Origin of the sequence: Pseudoalteromonas sp. BSi20311 (assembly GCF_000239875.1) — a bacterium.
Classification (GTDB): domain Bacteria; phylum Pseudomonadota; class Gammaproteobacteria; order Enterobacterales; family Alteromonadaceae; genus Pseudoalteromonas.
On the sequence record NZ_BADU01000063.1, the window covers coordinates 1 to 24,400 of the forward strand.

At 40.3% G+C, this 24,400-nt stretch carries 15 protein-coding genes, 1 other RNA gene and 1 pseudogene; 5 read left to right on the forward strand and 12 right to left on the reverse strand.

The window, feature by feature from the left end:
* Positions 1-14: 14 nt before the first annotated feature.
* Positions 15-503 carry a sel1 repeat family protein gene (locus P20311_RS06530; RefSeq protein ID WP_050949643.1) on the reverse strand — a complete coding sequence of 163 codons (489 nt, stop codon included), beginning with the start codon at positions 501-503 and terminating at the stop codon, positions 15-17.
* A gap of 282 nt (positions 504-785) precedes the next feature.
* Positions 786-2,943, reverse strand: a pseudogene (locus P20311_RS06535) (exonuclease domain-containing protein).
* Positions 2,944-3,132: 189 nt separating this feature from the next.
* On the opposite strand from P20311_RS06535, the gene P20311_RS06540 reads away from it, so the two are divergent.
* Complete coding sequence (locus P20311_RS06540; protein WP_008110937.1) at positions 3,133-4,557, forward strand: sugar porter family MFS transporter; 1,425 nt, start codon at positions 3,133-3,135, stop codon at positions 4,555-4,557.
* A 156-nt stretch (positions 4,558-4,713) separates the two neighbouring features.
* Here the strand turns inward: P20311_RS06540 and P20311_RS06545 are convergent, their stop codons facing one another.
* The 3 genes from P20311_RS06545 to P20311_RS06555 all read right to left on the reverse strand — a co-directional run bounded on the left by P20311_RS06545 (position 4,714) and on the right by P20311_RS06555 (position 8,793).
* Entirely contained in the window at positions 4,714-7,470 is a 2,757-nt protein-coding gene (locus tag P20311_RS06545; protein WP_008110938.1) for a response regulator, read from the reverse strand.
* A gap of 208 nt (positions 7,471-7,678) precedes the next feature.
* An RNA gene (gene ffs / locus P20311_RS18630) (signal recognition particle sRNA small type) lies at positions 7,679-7,775 on the reverse strand.
* A 139-nt stretch (positions 7,776-7,914) separates the two neighbouring features.
* Positions 7,915-8,793: a DUF3014 domain-containing protein gene (locus P20311_RS06555; RefSeq protein ID WP_008110939.1), complete on the reverse strand. Its 879-nt coding sequence runs from the start codon at positions 8,791-8,793 to the stop codon at positions 7,915-7,917.
* 173 nt (positions 8,794-8,966) lie between these two features.
* On the opposite strand from P20311_RS06555, the gene P20311_RS06560 reads away from it, so the two are divergent.
* On the forward strand, positions 8,967-10,112 hold the full coding sequence (locus tag P20311_RS06560; RefSeq protein WP_008110942.1) for a patatin-like phospholipase family protein: 1,146 nt from the start codon (positions 8,967-8,969) through the stop codon (positions 10,110-10,112).
* 35 nt (positions 10,113-10,147) lie between these two features.
* Here P20311_RS06560 and P20311_RS06565 read toward each other — a convergent pair whose 3' ends face one another.
* A complete protein-coding gene (locus P20311_RS06565; protein ID WP_008110944.1) occupies positions 10,148-12,121 on the reverse strand; it encodes a monovalent cation:proton antiporter-2 (CPA2) family protein in 1,974 nt (657 codons plus the stop codon).
* Positions 12,122-12,247: 126 nt separating this feature from the next.
* Between P20311_RS06565 and P20311_RS06570 the strand changes: the two genes are divergently transcribed.
* The gene (locus tag P20311_RS06570) at positions 12,248-13,144 is read left to right on the forward strand and encodes a GGDEF domain-containing protein (protein WP_008110945.1); all 897 of its coding nucleotides are present in this window, start codon (positions 12,248-12,250) and stop codon (positions 13,142-13,144) included.
* A 55-nt stretch (positions 13,145-13,199) separates the two neighbouring features.
* On the opposite strand, the gene P20311_RS06575 is transcribed toward P20311_RS06570, so the two are convergent.
* The 6 genes from P20311_RS06575 to lpxB all read right to left on the reverse strand — a co-directional run bounded on the left by P20311_RS06575 (position 13,200) and on the right by lpxB (position 21,383).
* The gene (locus tag P20311_RS06575; protein WP_008110947.1) at positions 13,200-13,541 is read right to left on the reverse strand and encodes a hypothetical protein; all 342 of its coding nucleotides are present in this window, start codon (positions 13,539-13,541) and stop codon (positions 13,200-13,202) included.
* Positions 13,538-14,848 carry a tRNA lysidine(34) synthetase TilS gene (gene tilS / locus P20311_RS06580; RefSeq protein WP_008110949.1) on the reverse strand — a complete coding sequence of 437 codons (1,311 nt, stop codon included), beginning with the start codon at positions 14,846-14,848 and terminating at the stop codon, positions 13,538-13,540. Before tilS ends, P20311_RS06575 begins: the two co-directional genes overlap by 4 nt.
* A 321-nt stretch (positions 14,849-15,169) precedes the next feature.
* On the reverse strand, positions 15,170-16,126 hold the full coding sequence (accA, locus tag P20311_RS06585) for an acetyl-CoA carboxylase carboxyl transferase subunit alpha (RefSeq protein WP_008110950.1): 957 nt from the start codon (positions 16,124-16,126) through the stop codon (positions 15,170-15,172).
* Positions 16,127-16,142: 16 nt separating this feature from the next.
* Complete coding sequence (gene dnaE, locus P20311_RS06590) at positions 16,143-19,634, reverse strand: DNA polymerase III subunit alpha (RefSeq protein WP_008110953.1); 3,492 nt, start codon at positions 19,632-19,634, stop codon at positions 16,143-16,145.
* Between the two features lie 2 nt (positions 19,635-19,636).
* The gene (gene rnhB, locus P20311_RS06595; protein ID WP_008110956.1) at positions 19,637-20,236 is read right to left on the reverse strand and encodes a ribonuclease HII; all 600 of its coding nucleotides are present in this window, start codon (positions 20,234-20,236) and stop codon (positions 19,637-19,639) included.
* Positions 20,226-21,383 carry a lipid-A-disaccharide synthase gene (lpxB, locus tag P20311_RS06600; protein ID WP_008110958.1) on the reverse strand — a complete coding sequence of 386 codons (1,158 nt, stop codon included), beginning with the start codon at positions 21,381-21,383 and terminating at the stop codon, positions 20,226-20,228. Before lpxB ends, rnhB begins: the two co-directional genes overlap by 11 nt.
* A gap of 293 nt (positions 21,384-21,676) precedes the next feature.
* Here lpxB and P20311_RS06605 point away from each other — a divergent pair, with 293 nt between their 5' ends.
* Positions 21,677-23,260, forward strand: a complete 1,584-nt coding sequence (locus P20311_RS06605; protein WP_008110960.1) for a cytochrome ubiquinol oxidase subunit I — start codon at positions 21,677-21,679, stop codon at positions 23,258-23,260.
* A complete protein-coding gene (gene cydB, locus P20311_RS06610) occupies positions 23,257-24,396 on the forward strand; it encodes a cytochrome d ubiquinol oxidase subunit II (protein ID WP_008110962.1) in 1,140 nt (379 codons plus the stop codon). Before P20311_RS06605 ends, cydB begins: the two co-directional genes overlap by 4 nt.
* The last annotated feature ends 4 nt before the right edge of the window (positions 24,397-24,400 follow it).

Sequence of the window (24,400 nt, forward strand, 5' to 3'; positions counted from 1 at the left end):
GTTAGTAACTAGCTTTACTCTATTGTTTGTATTTCATGAACGGTGACAACACCATCGTGTTTATTACAATCAATTTTAATTTCGCCGAATGTTCGTCTCGGTGATGTTGACCTACGGCAGGTCATGTTTTGAGCTTTAACACCAAACTGCTCAATATAAACGGCAACAATTGCATCTATTTCTTGCTTCTCGTGTGTTGTCGCAGCAGTATAAAAAGTATCATATTGTTGTGACCAATTTTCAACGCCTGCTTCTGCAGCAACACCCAACCACCCCATACCAAGCTTAATTGATTGCTCTAAATATTGCCCTTTTAAAAACATAAACGCTAGGGTGTATTGTGCACTTTTATAGCACAATGCAGCGGGCTCTTCTAAATAGTTAAAAACCTCTTCAAACTCCCCTTTTTTGTATGCCTTAACACCATTATATTCTTTTTTCTTCATGGTATTATCGCTGTAAAGACTTATTGGTGACGAATTACAGCCAGTTATTAAAGCCATCAATACCAGCAAAGTGGCACTCAATTGTCAATGATTCATTATTATCCTTAATTTATTATTGTTTTTGCCCAGAAACATATACCACTTTTAAAACACCCGCCCTAAAAGTTGTTAGCATAAATTTAACATTATCATGGGATTGCAAAGCTTACAGCGATTATTTTATTAGCGCAGTTTTAATCGCCTATTAAAAGTAGATAAACCTAATTTTTTAATACCCTGTATTTATACACAAGGCACTTTACCACTTTAAGCAAAATACTTTTAACTGGCTCAAATTTATCACTGGCTGTCTGTTTGTTGAACTAGTAGTAATAACTGCGCGGCCGCTTTAGCATCGTCTAATGCACGGTGATGATTAGTTAAGTCTAAATTAAAGTGTGCAGATAAATTACCGAGTGAGTATGACTTTAATCCCTTAAATGCTTTGCGTGATTCAACGACTGTACACAGTTTCGGCATTTTAAAATTAATTCCTATCCTCTCAAGCTCTTTTTTTAATAAAGCCATAATCAAAATTAACATTATGCGCCACAAAAATACTGCCTGATAATTGATTCAGTAACGGCGCTGCAATATCGCTAAATATGGGCGCATTGCTTACCATGGCATCGTTAATGCCTGTAAGCGAGGTAATAAAACGAGGGATGGGTCGCTCTGGGTTTATCAATGTGGTCCATGTATCAACTATTTCGCCCTGCTTTACTTTAACAATACCAATTTCGGTAATGCGGTTACCGCCTTTGAGGCCTCCTGTAGTTTCAATATCTACCACACTATAAATACGGTTAGGGTCTACATACCACTTCACCGCGGCAATATTGACTTTAAAACCACTGTTTTTTAAATTATCGATGCTCACTAGCTGGTTTCTTTTAAGCTTGTCTCCGGGCGCTTTTACCTCCTCAAAATGAACTGCGCTGTTATCAACAATCATTAAATCGGGGTAACCATCTTTTAATTGTCGGTAGTTTTTTGCCATGTTTTTTAAATGGCTTAATAGCGCATTTATCGGGCTGTTTAAAATAAGCATCTCTAATGGCTTTAATACATCTTTGTGCCATCTAAATAAGCCATTTGATTGCTCATAATACTTAGCTGAATGGTTACACACTAAACGCAGCAATTTTTGGGTACTATTACACGCAGCCAGCCGCGCCTCTACTTGCGAGGATTGATTTAAATAAAATGTATCCGTTTTTAAGGCTTGCGGGTAAATATCAAACTCATTGCAGGGTGGGGTTGGGGTTTCAATAAAAAGTTCCTGCCAAAAAACCAGCGCAAATAAGCTTTGCCACAAGGTATTCTCAGTATAAAAAACCTGCTTACCTTGACGAGTGTAGTGATCACTTACACCTAACTCAACATCGCCACGATAGAGCTCATCAACTTCTATAATACAGCGTGTACTGGCTAACATTTCACTAAGCCGTGAGCGTGTTTGCTTGTTAAATTTACGCATTAAAAAGTCATCCGCAAAGTACAGTAACTCATCGGTGAGCGGATTTTCTATAATTTTCTCAAGTTGCGCCTTTACCCATTCTTTATTGCCTAAACGGTATTGCTCTCTTATTTGAATTTCTAGGGCGTGCGCATCATCCTCGCAGGCATTAAGTACATCAAACGCTAATACAGGGTTAGTTGTTTTTAGTTGCTTATAAAGTATGATCAATAACTTATTCTTTAGCTCTCGAGCTACAACCCCTACTGCTACTTCATTTATTAACTGTTTTGCTAACGTCTCATTTTCATTGTCATCTTTCGCGTTTTTAACGGCTAACCGAAAACGGTTTAACACATAGTTAGATTGCGCTTCCTCAATTGAGTCAAAGCGAGACAAACTTTCATTATGCCCTTGCCTAACAGGGGTTACCCCTAAGTCTCTTAGTACAAATCGATTTTGATGATTAATATCGCCTGCACTGAGCCTGCCAATATATAAAAATTCAAAATACTCGTAATACTCTTCTCTATTATTTATCACGTACTGATTATATAAGTGTGCAAGACACTCTGGCTTAGATTCAAAGAATGAACTAGCTATTTCAACTAAGTTACTTTTAGCAGCGCTTTTTTTAAATAATGGTGGTTGTTCTTGCTTTTCTAGCAGCTCTATTAAGGCCGGTTTTGTTAGGTGACTTAGTAGTTGCCTATGATCTTTATTAGAGGGTTCTACAATTAACTTTGCCGCTTTTAATTTAAAAAGTGCTTGGTATGGCGAACTAATTTCTTCGTAGTTTAATGATTGGGTTTGAACTAAATAAGGCTTACGAGAATAAATGCGCGCCAACATACACTGGCTCTGCTCGTCGAGCGTATTTATTTTACTAATAAATGAAATATGCCTTTGCTCGAGTAAATGCATGCATTTCTCGCTCACAAACGTTAATAGCTCTCTAAAATGTGCCAAATAATATTTCGCTGGTAACTCTTTTTTCATAAAACCGCCCACACTGTATATAAAAACAGTATCTAGTATCTCGTTATTTTTATCAACCCAATAAATTTTTATGCATACGTATTACTATTGAAATATCTTTTTTAGCGTGATCACTCTGTGCTAAGGTTGCCAGCAAATTTAGTGCTACTTTAACTTCATTACACATAATAAAAATTAGGATTGAACAACATGACGACACAGCATGCAACTAAAGGTGAGCATAGCGCACAGACTAAGTGCTCGCTTTTATATGTTATTTTTATATCGGCCATTGCCGCTATTGGTGGCTTTTTATTTGGTTTCGATTCGGGCGTTATAAACGGCACCGTATCGGCATTAGGTAATACATTTAACTCAAGCAGTGTTGCAACTGGTTTTAATGTTGCATCTGTATTATTAGGTTGTGCGCTGGGGGCTTTAGCTGCTGGCCCATTAGCTGACAAATTTGGCCGTCGCGCTATTATGATTGTCACTGCCATTATATTTGCAGTCAGCGCTTTTGGCTCTGGGGTTGCCGATAGTTCTGCTGAGTTTATTTTTTACCGCTTATTTGGCGGATTAGGCATAGGGGCAGCCTCTGTTTTAGCACCTGCTTATATTGCAGAAGTAGCACCAGCAAGTTTACGTGGTCGTTTAGCGACATTACAACAACTCGCTATCGTACTTGGTTTATTCGCAGCCTTTTTAAGTAATTACCTAATTGCTAACGCCGCTGGCGGTGCCGAAGGTATTTTAATGTTAGATTTAGCCGCATGGCGCTGGATGTTTTGGGCTGAACTTGTTCCTGCAGGGTTATTTTTAATTGGCGTACTTTTTATTCCTGAGTCACCGCGTTACCTAGTCGCACAAGGTAAACTTAAACACGCTAAAACTGTATTTAATAAAATCTCAAATGACGATGCTGATACGCAAATCAATGACGTGAAGCAGTCTCTGCAAAGTGATAAAAAACCAAGTATTCGCGACTTATTTATTGATGGCAGTAAAAAAGTACATCCTATTGTTTGGGTGGGTGTGGCTTTATCAGTTTTCCAACAATTTGTTGGTATTAACGTGGTATTTTATTACGGCTCAGAGCTTTGGCAAGCCGCTGGTTTTGACGAATCACAATCACTGTTTATTAATGTGCTTGCCGGCACCACCAATATTTTATCTACCTTTATAGCTATTGCCTTAGTCGATAAAGTAGGCCGTAAGCCACTACTATTGGTAGGTAGCATAGGTATGTTTATTAGTTTAAGTGCACTTACCTACACCTTTGGAAGTGCAGGCCTTGATGAAGCGGGCAAATTAGCACTTAGCGAAAATATGGGTACCTTTGCATTAATAATGGCTAATTTGTTTGTGGTATTTTTTGGCTTAAGTTGGGGCCCTATAGTGTGGGTGCTACTTGGCGAAATGTTTAATAACCGTATTCGCGGTGCGGCCCTTGCTGTTGCAGCTAGCGCGCAATGGATAGCTAACTTTGCTATTACTATGACCTTCCCGATTATGCTCGGCAGTATTGGTTTAGCTGGCGCTTATGGCTTTTATGCCTTATCGGCATTTATTAGTGTATTTTTTGTGGTCAAATACATCAAAGAAACACGCGGTATGAAATTAGAGTCAATGTAATTACTTAGCCTGAGTAGCATCGACTTGCCATTAGTTTACTCAGGCTAATCCTCCGTCCTATTATCTTTCTGCTCATAAAACTAATTAGATACATTTAACCATTTGGCAAGCGAATACTCTCTGGCACGGTGTAAGCTTTTGCCTGTTGAACCATTATCAACTGAGTATATTACCAATCACAGTGTATAAATCATCACTATTAATTGGTTTGGCAATAAAGTCATCCATACCGGCTATTAAGCATCGCTGTTTATCTTCTTCATAGGCATTAGCCGTAATCGCTACTATAGGCACTCGCCAACCTGTTTTAAGTTCCATAACTCTAATCGTACGTGTGCATTCATAACCATCCATGTTAGGCATTTGGCAATCCATTAAAATCAAATCAAACGATTGCTCTTTTAATACATCAAGAGCCTTAATACCATCCTCGGCCATAACAACCACAGCTTTAGTCGGCTCCAACATTTTTGAAATAACCTGCCGATTTATCGCATTATCTTCTACCAACAGTATGTGCTTACCCAGCAGATTTGGTTGCAAAGCTGCTTTTTTAGGTAAGGTTGAGGGAGCGTCTGCTGACTCTGGTGCACTAATACTAAACGCAAACGTACTACCTTTACCCTCTTCGCTGTTTAACTGAATTTCACCGCCCATCATTTTTATCAGCTTTTGAGAAATAGCCAACCCGAGCCCTGTTCCCCCATATTTACGAGCAACGCCCACATCAGCTTGAGTAAATTCGCTAAATAACAGTGATTGCTGTGCCTTCGCAATACCAATGCCACTATCTTCAACGCTAACTTGAAGCTTATTATCGTGATAATCAAACGACAAATTCACAAAGCCTTGCTGCGTAAATTTATACGCATTAGAGAGTAAATTAATGATCACCTGATTTAAGCGTAATTCATCAACACTAATGCACAGTGGCAAATTCTTAGATTGAATAACCGTAAATTCTACCTCTTTGGCAGCAACAATAGAGGAAAATAAAGAACGTATATTTTCGATAAATGGAGTTAGCTGCGTAGGCTTAATATTTAACTCCATGGCATTTGCTTCAATTTTAGAAAAATCTAAAATATCGTTAAGAATATTAAGCAAGTTTTTTGCACTTTTTTGTTGTGTGATTAACAACTCCTTTTGTTCGGTACTTAAGGACTGATCTCGAAGCAAAACCTCTCCCATACCTAATATGCCATTCATAGGTGTTCGAAGTTCGTGACTCATGTTTGCTAAAAATTGTGACTTAGCAATATTTGCTTCATTGGCGAGTTTAACTGCTTGTGTTAATTCAGTTGTTTGCTCTGCGACTTTCTCTTCTAATTGCTGATTAAAATGACTAAGCTGTTTATTGAGATCTTCATTTTTTACATTAGAAGTTTGCAAACTTTTAATTGAGTGTTGTAGTGCATTGCCCAACATTTCAAATTGTTGCTGTAGTTGCAGCACTTCATACCAACTAGAATCTGTATTAAATACGTGTTTTTTAGTTTTACTAAAGCTATTAATTAAATGAGTGAGCTCTATGATGGGTTTAACCAACAAATGGGTAAATTTATGAATAAATAAAACCACTAGTGCAATAGAGCATAATCCTAATAACATAGTAGGCAACCATGCAGCCACTACCACCATAGTTAAATGTTTACGATTATATAACGATATAACCTGCCAACCTGTGTTGTCGTCAACATACTGATTTGTATGGTACATCTCGTTATCATTTGAGCGAAAAAGTTGATTGCCACTGAGGCTTTGAAGACTAAGTTCCTGCTGCTTAAAATCACTGAGCGCAGCAAACTGGCTTAACGAACTAAATACCACTTTTTTATCTGCATCTAGAACAAGTAAATCCCCATTATATTCAAATAAATTTGGTATAAACCGCTCTAATTGATCTAGCTTAAGTGATCCCTCAACGACCCCATAAAACTCATCATTTTTATAAATCGGGGCGGAAAGCGCTACAATGGGTTGATCGCCTAATCCTCTGCCTTGAAAAACACCACTGATGTAGCCCAACGGGAACTGCTGAGCTTGAGCAAAATAAGGACGATCATTAATATAACGCTGACTCTGACTCAAACCACTGAGTAATTCACTCGGCATACTTTTCTCGACATAACCTTCAGAGCTGGCATATAGACTAGTTACAAAGCCAGGATATAATTCCATTAGCCGCTCTAACTGCTGTTGTATTGATACCCCAGCACTTATTGCATCACTGGTTATTACCATGGCACTTTTATGAAACAATAAATAATCACTCAGCTGGGCACTGATCGAACGAGATTTTTCTTTAAGTTGAGTGTTTACTTCGTATTCTAAGCGCGAATAATGCTGATTAACCAAAAAGGCACTGGTGATCAAAACCACTAAAGCAATAATTATACTTACAACATAGCTTAATATTCGGGCCAGAGGCTGCCCTTGATAAGCTCGGCTTGCATGGGGGACAAATATACTCACCAAGTCAACCAAAGCCAACGCTATCATAGCATTGATTAAGTATTTTGAGGCAGCCACAACAAGTGTGAGCCAAGGCAGGCCTATAACAAAGTGACCCAAAACCCACACCAGTGGTAAGCCCACTAAAAACCAAAATACGGCGCCTAAAGGAAGTATTGGCTTAGAACGCTTTAAACAAAAGACATAAAGCCAAAATAGCTCAAGTACATAAACAACACTGGTCCAGCTATGCCCCCAGCGATAAAATAAAAAACCAGTTACAATCGCTAAACTAAGAAGAGAATAACGAAGCCCTGCAAACACTAGGCTAAGTATTACAAACGTCTGACCAAATAAAAATTCAGAGCTATCAAAAAAATACAGAGGTAGAAGGTTAGCGCAACCTCCAATAAGCCCGAGTAATATTGCCAGCGCCCATTTATTCCTCTGAGATGCCATATTGACCCTTTATAGCTTTATTGAACACCTGCGGTGTATAGTATAATCACGAGTTTTAATTATTACTTACCCGTTAGCTATTGTCTATAATGACAAAAAATTAGCTAAGTGCGTAAAAGCTAGAATTAGCGTACGAATAACAAAATAAAATATTAGAAAATAGATAAATGGAATTTTAATACACCCAAATGAGGAGTTTGGGTGGCAGTCTTACCAGCCACATCTCGGCACACACGTCACAAACTGTGGCTGCTCCCTTCCGGGCCTGACCAGGTTCGCCTGCTAGTGTTGCGAGAGGACCAATAAGACTACCATTGAGGGCCTTGGTTGGCGCGATTGAGATTATCTCTACTTTTGCTCTGTTATTCAAGGAATAATCAAAAAAGAAAGTGCGATTGCATACTTCATATACAATCGCAGTCTATTTAGGTGTTAAAGCGATTATTAATTGCTCTCTAACTCAGCTTTAATATTACGTAGTGCCGCTTTTACTTTTTTCATGTTCTCTGGGCCCATGCGTAAAAGTTGCTTTTGCGCTGCGGGTAATTGTTCCCATTCAGAAAACGCATACTGATAAGTCACTGAGTCACGTAATAGAGGTAAACTGCCTTTTGGCTCAGGAGTATCAAGTAACAGGTCAATGGCATCTTCAAGTGTTTGAGTAAACTCATCATCACCATAGCCTATTTCAGTGTATGCGCTATTGATTAGCGGTTTATATTCTTCATATAAGCGCACGGTTTGTGCTGCACTCATACTTGTTAATATTTTTACATACGGGGTATAGCGTTCATAGCTATTAGGATCAATGGTTAAAATATCGCCTTCGTTTACGCTAAAACCTTCTTCTAACTTTGTAACTGGGGTGTGTTTTTTAGCCACTTTACCTTTTGCTAAGTTATCGATAAACACCACACCACGACGAATAACATCATCATTTAACACTAAGCTCATCGCTACATCACCCAAGTATTCATCTAATTTTGCAATGACTACAGGGTCGCTGTCGTTTAACGTTGGTAAAGGCACAATCTCGGCTTCGGGCTCAACCTCTGGACGCTGAGCTGGAACGGCTAATTCGGCAGGTTTTTCAGGTTTAACAGAAGGCGCACCTACCACAGGGTCGTTTTCAGGCTTTAGCTCCATAATAGGTTGCTCTTTTACCGGTTCTTCAACCTGCATTACTGTTTTTGGAGATTCACTTGGTTTTAATAAAACAAACGCAGCGGCAATAATGATGATTAGTAAAATAACCCCTGCAAAGATAAGGTTGTTATTCGGCGGACGTTTTTGAACATCTGATTCTGATGGTTTATCTGACATACGAACTCCATAAATATAAAAATGCGATGCTGTTTAGAGTACTCTAAACAGGTTTAATTCATTAGTTGCACTAATTATTTATTAATGTAGCTAATGTATCCTTTGATTCTTCTAGCTTAAAGACTTACAGTGCATAAATAAAGTAAAGACAGTGAACAGTTTAAATACGTAACATGAAAATTAAGCAAGTCGATCCCAGTAAACCTAAAATTGCCTTATTACTTACAGGTGGTGGTGCCCGAGCGGCTTATCAAGTCGGCGTATTAAAAGCATTAGCGCAAAGTATGCCAAGAACCGCTCCGCTGCCCTTTAGAGTGATAAATGGAACCTCTGCCGGCGCAATTAATTCTACGGCGTTAGCATGTTACGCTTCATGTATGCATTTAGCAGTTAGAAAACTAGAAACAGTATGGAAAAACTTTTCCACCTCTATGGTGTACAAAAGTGACTTCTTTAGTGTATTTGGCCATATTACGCGTAATATTTTAACTAGTTTTCAGTCTGAGCATATAAACCATCCACCAGCGAGTTTGTTAAATAATCGGCCACTTAGGAAACTGTTAAACGATATTCTTGATTTACATCGAATTGAACGTAACTTACATCGTGATTACTTAGAGGCGCTGTCGATTACGGCATCCAGCTATACAACAGGCGATTCTGTTGCTTTTTTTCAGTCAAATACGCAGCATTCTTGGCAACGAGCCAAACGCGAAGGACGCGCTACGCGTATCAATGTTGAACACCTAATGGCCTCAAGTGCTATTCCTATGGTGTTTCCTAGTGTGAATATTTATAACCATTACTTTGGCGATGGCTCAATACATCAGCTTTCACCTTTAAGCCCCTCTATTCACTTAGGGGCCAATAAAATATTTATTATTGGTGTTGAACAACCTAAAGAACCTCATCCTCCGGGTTACTCTGCGCATTTCCCCGGGCTTTCTGCTGTAGCAGGTCACTTACTCGACAGTGTATTTACCGATACCATGCAGTCTGATTTAGAACGCTTAGACAGAATAAATCGTACGCTAGGACTATTACCCAATAGGGACAAACATCAAGAGTTAAAACAAATAGAGAGCTTTATTATTAATCCTTCGCAAAACTTTAATGCTATTGCAGCGCAGTACTATGATGATATGCCTTGGGCAATTAAAGTGTTACTGCGTATGATCGGGGTAAAAAAGCGTTCTCAGTCGAGTTTAACCAGTTACTTATTGTTTGAAAAACGCTACACCCAACACTTAATTCAGATTGGTTATGACGACGCAATGGCTCAACTGCCTGAGATAAGAAAGTTTTTAGAGCTAGACTAGGGGCTGTTAATCTTTAAAGGTTAACAGGCTCTAACTCACTCAATGCCATCGAGTAAGTAGTGTTCAACATGCTCCACTCGCCTAGGTTTGCCTTGTAGCACTAAAATATCGTTTGCGTATAATATGGTATGATCTTGTGGCATATCCATTTCCTCCCCCTCACGACGCAATGCCTTAATTAGCACTTTTCTTTTACCTAAATTAAGCTCGCTAATAGCCTTATTTACCGCAAATGCTTTATCCGGCAAAGCAATAACATGTAAATACTCTAAGCGTTCGGGCAAGTTGGTATCGCTTTCGATATTTTCGCCTGCAAAAAAGCTTTGCAATAACTTATAGCGGTTGCGCCTCTCGCTACTAACTCGGCGAATTATTCGACTCATTGGCACACCTGACATAGATAATACATGTGAGACCAGCATTAAACTTGCTTCAAGCGCCTCAGGCACAACCTCAGTAACCCCTAGCGCTTTTAAGCGCTCTAACTGACTATCATCACGGGTTCTTATGAGTATTTTAACCTTAGGTGCAACCTGTTTAATGGCATCAATCACTATTTGAGTTTGTTGAAATTCCGTAAAAGTAATAATCACTAAGCGTGCCCGCTCTACCCCAGCACACTTTAAAATATCTTTTTGTTCGACGTGACCAAACAATAAAGGCTCACCCGCCGCTTTTCCTTCCTGTACTAAAATGGGATCGCTTTCAATGGCCACATAATCAATAGCCTCTGGCGATAAAAAGCGAGCAATGGTTTGCCCTACCCGAGAAAACCCACATATAACTACATGGTTATGATAAAGCGGACTGCTTTGCGGCTCGTCTTCATAGGTAAACTTAGCGCGCTCTAACATTCCCAGTCGCTTTAAAATAAAGGGAGTCTTATCGATTAAATACGGGGTGAGTGCCATAGAAATTACGCCCATGGCAATTAAAAATGAGACTTGCTCCACATTTAGTAAGTCATGCTGTGCTGCGAGTGCTATTAACACAAAACCAAACTCACCCATTTGCCACAGCATAATAGCGCACGCTAACGCGTCTTGTTTTCGCTCACCCATAAACAAAGACGAGACGGTAACTACGGCAATTTTTAAAATTAAAATACCAACTAAGGCTGCAATAATGATACCTGTATTATCAAATACAAAGCTTATATCTAGCTGCATACCTACGGTGACAAAAAATAGCCCCATTAAAATATCACGAAACGGGCGAATATCCGCTTCTAACTGATGGCGATAATGGCTCTCCCCAAGCATCATACCCGCTAAAAAAGCCCCTAATGCCATTGATAAGCCAAATGAATAAGTAAGTAAACCCGCAAATAAAGCAACTAATAAAGTGGTTAATACAAACAGTTCATCGCTTTTTGCTAATGCCACTTCATTAAAGACTTTAGGTAAAACCCATTTACCAATAGCCCATAACAACACACATACAAACGCACCTTTAGTGAGTGCAAATAACAAAGCCCAACCAATACCATTTGAGTCATTGCTGGCAAACAAAGGCAAAATAATCAGTAATGGCACAACGGCAATATCTTGAAATAATAAAACGCCGATTGCCAATTGCCCTCTGCGTTTATTTAAATCACCGCTCTCTTTTAATAATTTAGCAACTACGGCGGTAGAAGAGAGCATAATAATAATGCCAATAGTAAAACTGGTTAATAAATTAAAATTTAATAAATACAAGATCACTATCAGCAAAATACTACTGACAAATACTTGCAACGACCCTAAACCAAATACAATGTTACGCATTGCCATTAAGCGCGATACAGAAAACTCCAAACCTAAACTAAACAGCAAAAATACAATACCTAGCTCTGCAATAAAGTCCATTTCATGGCTTTGTGCCATCCAACCAACACCATGGCCACCAGCTAGTAAACCTACCGCTAAATAAGCTAATACAGGGGGAAGCCCTATGCGCTTAAATAGCCATACAAATAAAACCGCAGCGACTAAAAGTCCAAAAATCTGAGTATTAATACTTTGCAACGCAAACCTTATAACAATCTATGGGGTGTGACTTAACTATAGCAACCGCATAAGTTTCAGCCAGAATTAAAATGTGGCACGCGATCTGCTTAATTTACAAAAGTAATACTATAGGGGGAATAAATAGTGGAAAACGTTCATATTTTGACACAACGTATCTCTGGTCGCGGTGAATTTTTGCCGTTCTCAGCAGAGCAATACAGTAGCAATACACCAACAGCCCTGCATGAGCTGTCAACTAAACTACAAACTAGCTTAGTACTGGAAGATATTTTAGGCACATTTGCAAACTTTGCAAAACAACTGCTTAATTTTTCTGGAGTACACTTTCAAACTGCGCATATTGATGTGAAAACACCCAATAGTAATGTTGAAAACCCAGCCTACTCATTTGATCTAAACGTGGAAAATGAGCATTTAGGCATTCTCACTTATTACACCAAATACCCGCTTAGTGCGGCTATTGAAAAAAAACTACAACAGTTTCACAGTGTATTAATTTATCCACTGCGTAATGCAATAATGTACAACCGTGTATTAAAGCTGGCAACTAAAGACTCATTAACCGGATTAAACAACCGTAGTCAATTTAATGACATGTTGCTACAAAAGCTTGAAAATCATAGACGTAACGGCCATCAATTTAGTTTAATGCTACTTGATTTAGACAACTTCAAACAAGTTAATGACAACTATGGTCATAAAATTGGCGATGACGTTTTAAAAGAATTTGCAGCTGTACTATCTAGCAGTATAAGAGGCACTGATTCTGTGTTTCGTTTTGGTGGCGATGAGTTTTCAATACTAATTGAAGACCCTGCTTTTACTACCAATAAAGTGGTGTCTGAGCGTATTATGCGTTTGGTAAGAAACTCTCCGATTATGTCTAAATACGATGTCACTGCCAGTATTGGCTTTACACTGACTAACAACGGCGACTGCCATAACGAGATATTTTCTCGTGCGGATAAGGGCTTATATAAAGCAAAAGCTTCTGGGCGAAATTGCGCAAAAGCTTATTAAGCAATAAAAACATAACGCTTCAAAAGCCTAGCCTCCCCCGCTGGGCCTTTTTACGCTACTTTTTTAATATAAAGTACTTATAAATTAGCAGCATGGCACAAAAACCAAAAAAGAAGCCACTGAGTAAATTAAGTAATGCGGCAATTGTCGCAAGCGGTGTAAAAAGCACTAACAGTAAAGGCGTACTCACTCCTAAAATAAAAAACACGCCCCCCTTACCTAACCAATAGGCAAGTAAAATGGCGGCACATACCATACCGCCCAACACAGCGTAGCCTAATGTAATTATATTAAGGGTTAAAAATACATTCGCTAAAACTGCAATCAATAGCGTAATTAATATGCCAATGGGTGCCTTATTTATAAGCGACAGCCCAACATGAGGTTGTTGACTCATAATTTATACTCCCAAATAACTCCATTCTCATCTTTATGGTTATCACTAACAAAATAACCAACCACTTGAACTAGCTCATCATTGTAAAAAATTAATGGAATATCAGCACGTAGCCAAGGCGCTACTTTTGCATCTTTAAACCAATGTTTAAGGCTATTACTGCCTGGTTTTTTGAGTGGTTTAATACGCGCACTATTACAGTTAAAACGAACACTGACTTGTTCATCAGGTTTAGGGGCGCGTATACCTATTCCCTGCAGGCATTGTAGTATTTGTCCGTCATTCAGCACTAGTTCGCGACTTGTTACGCGTTCAATATTTACGGCTAAAGGCGTCGGCTGCACAAAATAAAGTAAACCTTGATGGCGACGTATTTGCCCATCGCTTAGCTCAATTTTTATTTGTGCATCAGCTTGTGCATGAATGGCTTGGCTCATTATTTGTGTTAATTGCTTTTGTGAGGGCATAGTGTGGCTAAATAATGCCAGCCACGCGCGTAATACATTAGCAGTGCGGCCAGCGCTGTAATCAGACAGCTTATGTAATTCAAGTGCTTGATGTTGATTAATGCACTGAGCGAGATCTTGCTGGGTATACTCATCCAGTAGTGCTTGCTGCTGCTGTAAAAGCTCAATACTTCGTGCTGTACACTGCTCAAACCCAGTAAAACGTTCTGCCAACTTTGGCACGATTTGTTGACGCAAAAAATTACGCTCAAAGCGTTCATCCGAGTTTGATTCATCGGTAATATGACTAATATTAAATTGTTGGGCAAATGCTTCTATTTCACTGCGCTTTATTGCCAGTAATGGCCTAAAACACTCACGACCACTCTCAAGCACTCTGATTGGCTGCATAGCACCCAGCCCTTTTAAGCCTGAACCACGTTTTAATCGCAGTAAAAAAGTCTCTATTTGATCGTTTAGATGCTGACCTAGCAAAATGACACTACCACTGGGGCTGTATTCATCAAGCGCTTGATAACGCACTTTGCGGGCTTGTGCTTCAATACTGGTTCGCGATTGTTGCTTTACCGTGACTTGCGCCGCTTTAAAGTTAATTGCTAGCTGCTGACAACGTGCATAACAAAATTGCTGCCAATGAAATGCGTTTTCACTTAAACCATGATTTACATAAATTGCGCTTAAATTTAATTGCGGGTACTGCTGTTTTAACCCATGCATTATGTGTAACAACACCACCGAATCTACGCCACCAGATAAGGCCACAGTAAATGTGAATTGCCCGTTTTCTATATACTGATTAAGGGCTTGTTGTACCTGCAAATAAATTTGTGATGTGTGCATTAATATAACCAATGAGTAAATTACTAATAGCCCTGATAATAAAGGCTCTACGTTAAGGCATTTTAAAACAAAAAAAGCCGCATAGGCGGCTTTTTTCTCTATTTAACCTGAACTTTGGTTAAGAGATTTACTAACATATTGAATCATAGTAATAATTAGATTTATTCTCTCTAGCCAGAGATTTAAAGTGAAAACAAGGCGAATTTTCGCGTCAATAGCTGGCCTATTGCAAGTAAATTCAACGCAGTTAGCGCTGAAAATAGCTGCTTGAGATAGATTTATTATCCAGAGTTCAGGTTATTTAGCTACATTTAGCTATTTTTAACAATAACCAAACGACATTAAACGCTTGTAACGTTGGTCCAGCATCTCTTCAAGCGATAACGCTTGTAGGTCTGCTAAATCGCGTTTAAGGCGAACTTTTAAGTTACGTGCCATGGCATCATAATTACGGTGTGCACCGCCTAACGGCTCATCAACTAGATTGTTGATTAAATCTAGCTCTTTAACACGCTCGGCTGTTACACCCATTGCTTCTGCTGCAAGTGGCGCTTTATCAGCACTTTTCCATAAAATAGAGGCACAGCCTTCGGGTGAAATAACCGAGTAAGTGCTGTATTGCAGCATGTTTACTCTGTCGCCGACACCAATCGCTAATGCACCACCTGAACCACCTTCACCAATAACAGTACAAATTGTTGGTACTTTAAGTGCGGCCATTACTTTTAGGTTACGTGCAATTGCTTCAGACTGACCACGCTCTTCAGCGCCAACACCTGGGTATGCACCTGGGGTGTCGATAAAGGTCATAATTGGCATTTTAAAACGCTCAGCCATTTCCATTAAGCGCAATGCTTTACGGTAACCTTCTGGTTTTGGCATGCCAAAATTACGTTTAATTTTTTCAGCAGTACCACGGCCTTTTTGCTGACCGATCACCATAACTGGCTCACCATCTAAACGGGCCACGCCGCCTAAAATTGCAGGGTCATTAGCAAACGTACGATCACCCGCAAACTCGTCAAATTCCGTGAAAATACGCTCGATGTAATCTCGAGTATAAGGACGCAACGGATGACGTGCTAGCTGTGATACTTGCCAAGCGCCAAGTTCAGAGAAGATTTTCTCCTTCATTTGTGCGCTCTTTTCTTTAAGTTTGCTGACTTCCTCTTCTAATCCAAGGTCTAATTCGCCAGCGCGGCTTACATTTTGTAATTCTTCAATTTTTGCTTCTAATTCTGCAATTGGAAGCTCAAAATCAAGATAATTGAGGCTCATGCTCTAAACTACCTAATTAGTTAAATTCTAGTTCTACATTTTGCGCTGCCATCAGCGATAACTTATGAATTAAGTCGTCACTTGGCGTAACACACCATTCGATCCCTAGGGTTAATTGCACCAACGCATCGGGGCGTTGATAATATACCTTGATCGGACACGTTCCCATTTTGTATGGTTCGAGTACTTTTTGTAATTTATCGAAGAAACCAGCCTCGATCTGCACCATATTCAGCGTCATCTTAATCGCTTTTATACGCTTTTCACGCGCCTGAGCAATGGTGTTTATTTCTCTGGCGGTCATTGTAATACCACCAGAGAAGTTATCAAAGCTGACCTGTCCGGATATCACCAAAATATTATTGATTTGCAACATATCTTGGTACATTTCAAACTGTTCTGGAAACAAGCGTACATCAATTCGGGCGCTTTTGTCATCTAAAGTTATTAAGCCCCAACGATTTCCTTTTTTATTAATTAAGGTTCTCGCTGCAATCACTAAACCTGCTCCAGTTGAGAGCACATCACGATTAGTTGGTTGTAAGTCGATGAGTCGACCACTGGTGTAATGCCCAAGCTCTCGTCGATACTGGTTTATAGGGTGACCGGTTAAGTAAAGGCCTAGGGTGTCTTTTTCGCCATCAAGCCACTGATTATCCGTAAGCGGTGTCGCTTTTATAAACGCTTGCTCTACTTCGTCAGGCTCTGTGGCCAGTAAACCAAACAAGTCACTTTGCCCTAACAGCTCAGCTTTGTTGTGTTGATCGGCTGCGCGCATTGCATCTTTTAAACTTGCCAGCAGCGTTGCTCGCCCAGGTTGATTTTTTTCTGGCCCTAGTTGGTCTAATGCACCTGCATAAATTAATTTTTCGGTGACACGTTTATTTAAGCGTTTTAAATCAACACGCGCACAAAAATCAAATAGGTCCTTAAATGGGCCGCCTTTTGCTCGCGCCTCTAATATGGCATCAACCGGCGCTTCACCCACACCTTTAATTGCTCCTATACCGTAAACAACTTCACCTTGAAGATTAACAGTAAACTTGTATTCACCAGCGTTTACATCGGGCGGTAACAAAGTGAGTTTCATGTTTTCACATTCATCCACCAGCGTTACTATTTTGTCGGTGTTATCCATATCAGCCGACATTACTGCAGCCATAAACTCAGCCGGGTAATGGGTTTTCATCCACAGCGTTTGATACGATACCAATGCATAAGCTGCTGAGTGAGATTTGTTAAAACCATAACCCGCAAACTTTTCAACCAAGTCGAATATTTTTATCGCAAGCTCGCCATCAATGCCATTATTACGCGCGCCCTCTTCAAAGGTTGAGCGCTGTTTTGCCATTTCTTCGGGCTTTTTCTTACCCATGGCACGACGTAACATATCGGCGCCGCCTAGTGTATAACCGGCCAGCACCTGCGCTATTTGCATAACTTGTTCTTGATACAAAATAATGCCGTAAGTCGGCTCAAGAATAGGCTTTAAACTTTCGTGTTGATATTGCGCATCGGGGTATGAAATTTCTTCTCTGCCGAGCTTTCGGTCGATGAAGTTATCTACCATGCCTGATTGCAGTGGACCTGGACGGAACAAAGCAACAAGGGCTATCATATCTTCGAAGCAATCGGGCTTTAATCGGCGAACTAGGTCTTTCATGCCGCGTGATTCTAGCTGGAATACTGCGGTGGTTTCAGCGCGCAGCAGTAGTTCAATACTTTTTTTATCATTCAGTGGAATGGTGTTGATATCAACCGGCTGCTTGCCTTCACGCTTTAAGCGCTCGTTGGTCATATCCACTGCCCACTGCAAGATGGTCAGCGTACGTAAGCCTAGAAAGTCAAACTTAACCAAACCGGCGGTTTCTACATCGTTTTTATCAAACTGAGTAACCGGAAACTTGCCTTCATCATCACAATAGAGCGCAGCAAAATCGGTAATTGTGGTCGGCGATATTACAACGCCCCCTGCGTGTTTACCGGCATTACGGGTACAACCCTCAAGAATACGACACATGTCGATTAAGTCTTTAACTTCTTCATCGCCGTCGTAGGCTTCTTGCAAACGAGGTTCAACTTCAAACGCTTTGGCTAAGGTCATTCCCGGATCGCCCGGAATAAGCTTAGAAATACGATCAACAAATCCATACGGATGACCAAGTACCCGGCCTACATCGCGTATAACCGCTTTGGCCGCCATAGTACCAAAAGTAATAATTTGCGATACCGCATCACGGCCATACAAGGCCGATACGTGATCAATTACTTCATCACGTCTATCCATACAAAAATCGACGTCAAAGTCGGGCATAGAAACACGTTCTGGATTCAAGAAGCGCTCGAAGAGTAAATCGAACTCTAGTGGATCAAGGTCGGTAATTTTAAGCGCATAAGCTACTAAGGAGCCCGCACCTGAACCACGCCCTGGACCTACTGGAATATTGTTATCTTTACTCCACTGAATAAATTCCATTACGATCAAGAAGTAACCAGGAAATCCCATTTGGTTAATTACATCGAGCTCTATCTTTAAACGCTCATCGTATTCGCCGCGTTTTTCTTGGCGTTCTTGCTCATCAGGAAATAAAAATTGCAGTCGTTCTTCAAGTCCATCTTGTGAGACTTTAACCAAAAACTCATCAATTTTTAATGAGCCTGTAGGGTAATCTGGTAGGAAATACTCACCTAATTGAACGGTTACATTACAGCGCTTTGCGATTTCTACAGTATTTTGTAACGCCTCTGGAATATCACTAAATAGCTCTGCCATTTGCTCTGGCGTTTTTAGGTATTGCTCTTGTGAAAAACGCTTTGGTCGGCGTTTATCATCTAGGGTATAACCATCAAAAATAGCCACCCGAATTTCATGGGCTTCAAAGTTTTCTGGCTTTAAAAATACCACTTCATTGGTAGCCACCACTGGCAGTTGCTCTGTGGTTGCAAGCTCTACAGCCATATGCAAATAATTTTCTTCTTGAGCACGGTTAGTGCGAATAAGTTCAATATAATAATGATCGCTAAAGTGCTGCTTATAAAAGCTTATCACCGACTCAACAATAGCGGGGTTGCCTTTTATTAATGCTTTTCCTAAATCGCCATCTTTAGCACCCGAGAGTATGATGAGCCCCTCTTTTAAATCAACTAACCATTCACGGTCAATCACTGGACGATGAAACACATGACCACGTTGGTAGGCTTTAGAAATTAATAAGGTGATATTTTTATAGCCAGTGTTATCTTTAGCTAATAACGTTATTCGGCTTGGCTCATCAGGAAACTCAGGACTACGTACCCAAAAGTCAGCGCCAACAAGTGGCTTGATACCTGCGTTATGCGCTGCGCCATAAAAACGCACTAAACCACAAAAGTTCATTTGATCGGTAATTGCCAGCGCTGGCATTTCAAGCTCTTGTGCTTTAGCAACAATTGGTTTGGTTTTTGCCAAACCATCAACCATCGAAAAGTCTGAGTGCACTCGTAAGTGAACAAAATCAGGAGCTGCCATAATTACTCCTTACCCGAAAGCGCAAGTACACGCTGCACCGGTTTAAAGCTCTTACGATGCTCATCTATAGCACCGTATTGTTCAAGCGCTGCAAAGTGTGCTTTAGTCGGATACCCTTTATGCCCTGCAAACCCATACTGTGGATAGCGCGCATCAAGTTCAATCATTTCATCATCACGGGCCACTTTTGCTAAAATAGACGCGGCTGATATTTCAGCGACTAAGCTATCGCCTTTCACCACTGCTTGAGCAGGCATAGCCAATTTAGGAAGGCGGTTTCCATCTACAAACACAAATTCAGGCACTGTGCTAAGTGCTTCCACCGCGCGGCTCATGGCAAGCATGGTGGCTTGTAATATATTTAGCTCATCTATTTCGCTTGGGCTACAACGACCAATGGCGTAACACAGTGCTTTTTCTTTTATTTCGATGGCTAATAATTGGCGTTTTTTATCCGTTAATTTTTTAGAATCGGCAAGGCCTGCGATTGGCTTAGCGGGATTTAAAATAACAGCGGCAGTAACCACATCACCCACCAGCGGTCCACGACCCACTTCATCTACGCCGGCAATTAGGGTTACATTAGGTCGTTCAATTTGCATTTATTAACTCCGCCACTGCATTTGCAGCTTGTTTACTTGCATCTAATCTAATTTTTTCATGTATGGCTAAAAAGCGGGCTTTTAATTCTTTATTATCGCTATTTAGCATAGGAGTGAGTGCCGCGGTTAAATTAGCCACATTACACTCACTTTGTAAAAACTCTGGTACTAATTCTTCGTCTGCCAATAAATTTGGAAGCGAAAAATATTTAATATTAAAGGTAAATAAGGTTTTAAAAATCCAATAACTTAGTGGTTTAATTTTATAACCAACCACCATTGGCTTTTTGTATAACATGCCCTCAAGCGTTGCCGTACCTGATGCCAGTAATATAGCATCGGCGGCTTGCATAGCTAAATTTGATTGGCCATCTAGTAAGTTAACATTAAGTGAGGGCGCTGTGGCATTTAAAATAGCAATAAACTGCGCTTTGCGCTTTTCGTTCACCAGTGGCACAACGACTTTAAGCGCTGGGTTCTGTGCTTGCAACTGAGCCGCTGTTTTTATGTAGGTTTCACTTAACAAGCCCACTTCTGAGCCCCGGCTCCCGGGTAATAACGCTAACACCTTGTCATCAGCATTTAAGCCTAGTTGGCTACGGGCTTGGCTATCGTCGTGCTCAAGTGCAATGTCGTCGGCTAATGTGTGGCCTACAAAAGTACAAGGTACTTGGTGCTTGTCGTAAAATTCTTTCTCAAAAGGTAATAAAGCCAATACTAAGTTAGTGGCTGCACTTATAGTGTGAATGCGTTTTTCACGCCACGCCCACACTGAAGGGCTAACGTATTGCACAGTTTTAATACCCGCATCTTTTAACGGTTTTTCTACACGTAAATTAAAATCGGGCGCGTCAATGCCTATAAACACATCAGGAGGATTATCAATAAAATGCTGCACAAGTTGTTTGCGAATTTTTAGTAAACGCGGTAAACGGCCAAGGACTTCAACCAACCCCATAACCGACAGTTCATCCATATCAAACAGCGTTTTGCAGCCTTGAGCTTGCATTTTAGGACCTGCAATACCTTCAAAAATTGCATCAGGAAAATGCGCTTTAAGCGCTTTAATGAGCCCTTCACCTAAAATATCGCCCGACAGTTCACCTGCCACAATACCAATTCGTAGTTGTTTTTTATCTTTTTTCATTTGCTATTTTTTCACAAGTAAACCCGGCGTTCATACCGATTAGTTTACCGTGTTTTAAGGCTAGGTTAAACGCTTAAAACGCACCACTTTTTTCTAGCTTACTCTTAATTGATGATTGCGTATTTTATAGACTGATTTAATGTCATAGTATATTAAAGTTTTCTAATATACATATTGACAAAAATTGTACTAACACTAATAATGACGCAAACTTTCAGAAATTACTGAAAGTTTATTAAAAACATTAACAATTGCTTTGTGCTGTCACTGCATCACAACCAAAGGAGCCAAAAATGATAGATGAAACCTTTGTGGATCTATCGCGATTACAGTTTGCTGTCACCGCTCTATTTCATTTTTTATTTGTGCCGTTAACAATCGGTATGACCTGGATTTTAGTTATTATGGAATCGGTTTATGTTATGACCGGTCGCGAGATTTATCGTGATATGACTAAGTTTTGGGGCAAGTTATTTGGTATTAACTTTGCTATTGGTGTGGCTACCGGCCTCACTATGGAATTTGAGTTTGGTACTAACTGGTCGTATTACTCTCATTATGTGGGTGATGTATTTGGTGCACCACTGGCTATTGAAGGCTTAATGGCCTTCTTTTTAGAGTCAACATTTGTGGGGATGTTCTTTTTAGGCTGGGATAGGCTCTCTAAACGCCAGCATTTAGGGGTAACATTTTTAATGGCGCTGGGTACAAATATGTCTGCGCTGTGGATTTTAGTTGCTAATGCGTGGATGCAAAACCCAGTCGGGGCAGAGTTTAACTATCAAACCATGCGTATGGAAATGACCAGTTTTGCAGAGCTGGTATTTAACCCAGTAGCACAAGTTAAGTTTATTCATACCGTGTCTGCAGGTTATGTTGCCGCCTCTATGTTTGTACTTGGAATTAGCAGCTGGTACATATTAAAAGGACGTGATTTGGCATTTGCTAAACGTTCGTTCTCGGTGGCATCAGGCTTTGGTTTAGCCTCTATTTTATGTGTTATTTTACTCGGTGATGAATCTGGCTACGAAGTCGGTGAAGTACAAAAAGTAAAACTCGCGACCATTGAAGCGGAATGGCATACCGAAGAGGCCCCCGCCGCTTTTACCATGCTAGGTATTCCTGACTCTGAAGAGCAAGTAACTCATGCTGCGGTTAAAATTCCTTACGCATTAGGTATTATTGCAACGCGCTCACTTGATGAACAAGTAATTGGTATTTCAGATCTTGAGAAAAAACACGAGAAGCGTATTCGCAATGGCATGATTGCTTATGAATACCTAGAAAAACTTCGCGCAGGTGACGATACCCCTGCAAATATCGAAAAGTTTGATAACGTGAAAGATGATTTAGGCTATGGCTTATTACTTAAACGTTACACTCCTAACGTGGTAGATGCCAGCGAGGCACAAATACAACAAGCCGTTAAAGACTCCTTCCCTAAAGTGGGCCCTATGTTTTGGTCATTTAGGATTATGGTTGGCTGTGGCGTAATTATGCTTGGCGTGTTTATTCTCTCTTTTTATTACAACGCCCATCGTATTATTGAACAAAAACGTTGGTTGTTATGGGCGGCGGTATTGAGCATTCCTCTGCCTTGGATTGCTATTGAATTTGGTTGGATTGTGGCTGAATATGGCCGTCAACCATGGGCTATTTCTGAAGTATTACCGACCTTTTTAGCAACGTCATCGCTGACGGTTAATGATATTTTAATTAGCTTAACTGGTTTTATTATTTTCTATACTGGACTGGCGATTGTTGAAGCATGGTTAATGATTAAATTTATTAAGCAAGGACCAAGCTCCCTTCATACCGGTAAGTACCATTTTGAATTACCTGATCACAGCTCGGCTGCTAAAGGAGAACTATCATGATTTTTGATTATGAAACATTAAAAATGCTCTGGTGGTTAATTATTGGTGTGCTGTTAATTGGTTTCGCCATTACCGATGGTATGGATATGGGCGTTGCCATGTTGCTACGCTTAGTCGGCAAAACAGATTCTGAACGCCGTACCGTTATTAACACTATTGGCGCCCATTGGGATGGTAACCAAGTATGGTTTATAACCGCAGGTGGCGCTTTATTTGCAGCATGGCCTATGGTGTATGCGGCAGCATTTTCTGGTTTTTACTTTGCCATGATGCTGGTGTTATTTGCATTATTTTTTAGACCTTTAGGCTTTGATTATCGCTCTAAGGTTGACTCTAAACGCTGGCGTAATAACTGGGACTGGGGCTTATTTGCCGGCAGTGCCATACCTGCCCTAGTATTTGGTGTAGCGTTTGGTAACTTATTTTTAGGCGTGCCGTTTCATATCGATAATTTATTAAGAGTCAGTTACCAAGGTTCGTTTTTTGCCTTACTTAATCCGTTTGCGCTCATTGCCGGCTTAGTTAGTATTACCATGTTAATTGCACATGCGGGCATGTGGCTACAACTGCGAACCGCTGATCAAGTTGCTGAGCGCTCAGGACAATATGGTCGTTACTCATTACTTGCCTTTATAGTATTATTTGCAGCGGCCGGTGTGTGGGTTGCCAACCTAACAGGTTATCAAATTGCCTCTATGGGCGACACCCAAGGTCATGCAGATCCACTAGCTAAAGTAGTTACCACGGCTCAAGGCGCATGGCTTAATAACTACAGTGAACGTCCATGGACAATGACCTTCCCTATTTTGGCATTTGCGATGGCACTGTGTGCACTGCTGTTTTCTAAATTGAATAAGCCCGCGTTGGGATTATTAGCAACCAGTGTGATGTTAATTGGGGTGATTATGACTGCGGGCGTTTCATTATTTCCGTTTATTATGCCTTCAAGCAATAACCCTGATATTAGCTTAACAATTTGGGATGCGGTATCGAGCCACAGAACACTCAATGTTATGTTCATTGCTGTGGTTATATTTGTGCCACTCATTTTAGCCTACACCACCTGGTGTTATGTGAAAATGTGGCGCAGAGTGACCGTTGATGAAATTGAAAATAACCCTCACGGCAGTTATTAAGGAG

Coding starts and splice junctions, on each gene's coding strand:
- P20311_RS06530 (WP_050949643.1), bottom strand. CDS start 503: ATGGCTTTAATAACTGGCTGTAATTCGTCACCAATAAGTCTTTACAGC.
- P20311_RS06540 (WP_008110937.1), top strand. CDS start 3,133: ATGACGACACAGCATGCAACTAAAGGTGAGCATAGCGCACAGACTAAG.
- P20311_RS06545 (WP_008110938.1), bottom strand. CDS start 7,470: ATGGCATCTCAGAGGAATAAATGGGCGCTGGCAATATTACTCGGGCTT.
- P20311_RS06555 (WP_008110939.1), bottom strand. CDS start 8,793: ATGTCAGATAAACCATCAGAATCAGATGTTCAAAAACGTCCGCCGAAT.
- P20311_RS06560 (WP_008110942.1), top strand. CDS start 8,967: ATGAAAATTAAGCAAGTCGATCCCAGTAAACCTAAAATTGCCTTATTA.
- P20311_RS06575 (WP_008110947.1), bottom strand. CDS start 13,541: ATGAGTCAACAACCTCATGTTGGGCTGTCGCTTATAAATAAGGCACCC.
- tilS (WP_008110949.1), bottom strand. CDS start 14,848: ATGCACACATCACAAATTTATTTGCAGGTACAACAAGCCCTTAATCAG.
- accA (WP_008110950.1), bottom strand. CDS start 16,126: ATGAGCCTCAATTATCTTGATTTTGAGCTTCCAATTGCAGAATTAGAA.
- dnaE (WP_008110953.1), bottom strand. CDS start 19,634: ATGGCAGCTCCTGATTTTGTTCACTTACGAGTGCACTCAGACTTTTCG.
- rnhB (WP_008110956.1), bottom strand. CDS start 20,236: ATGCAAATTGAACGACCTAATGTAACCCTAATTGCCGGCGTAGATGAA.
- lpxB (WP_008110958.1), bottom strand. CDS start 21,383: ATGAAAAAAGATAAAAAACAACTACGAATTGGTATTGTGGCAGGTGAA.
- P20311_RS06605 (WP_008110960.1), top strand. CDS start 21,677: ATGATAGATGAAACCTTTGTGGATCTATCGCGATTACAGTTTGCTGTC.
- cydB (WP_008110962.1), top strand. CDS start 23,257: ATGATTTTTGATTATGAAACATTAAAAATGCTCTGGTGGTTAATTATT.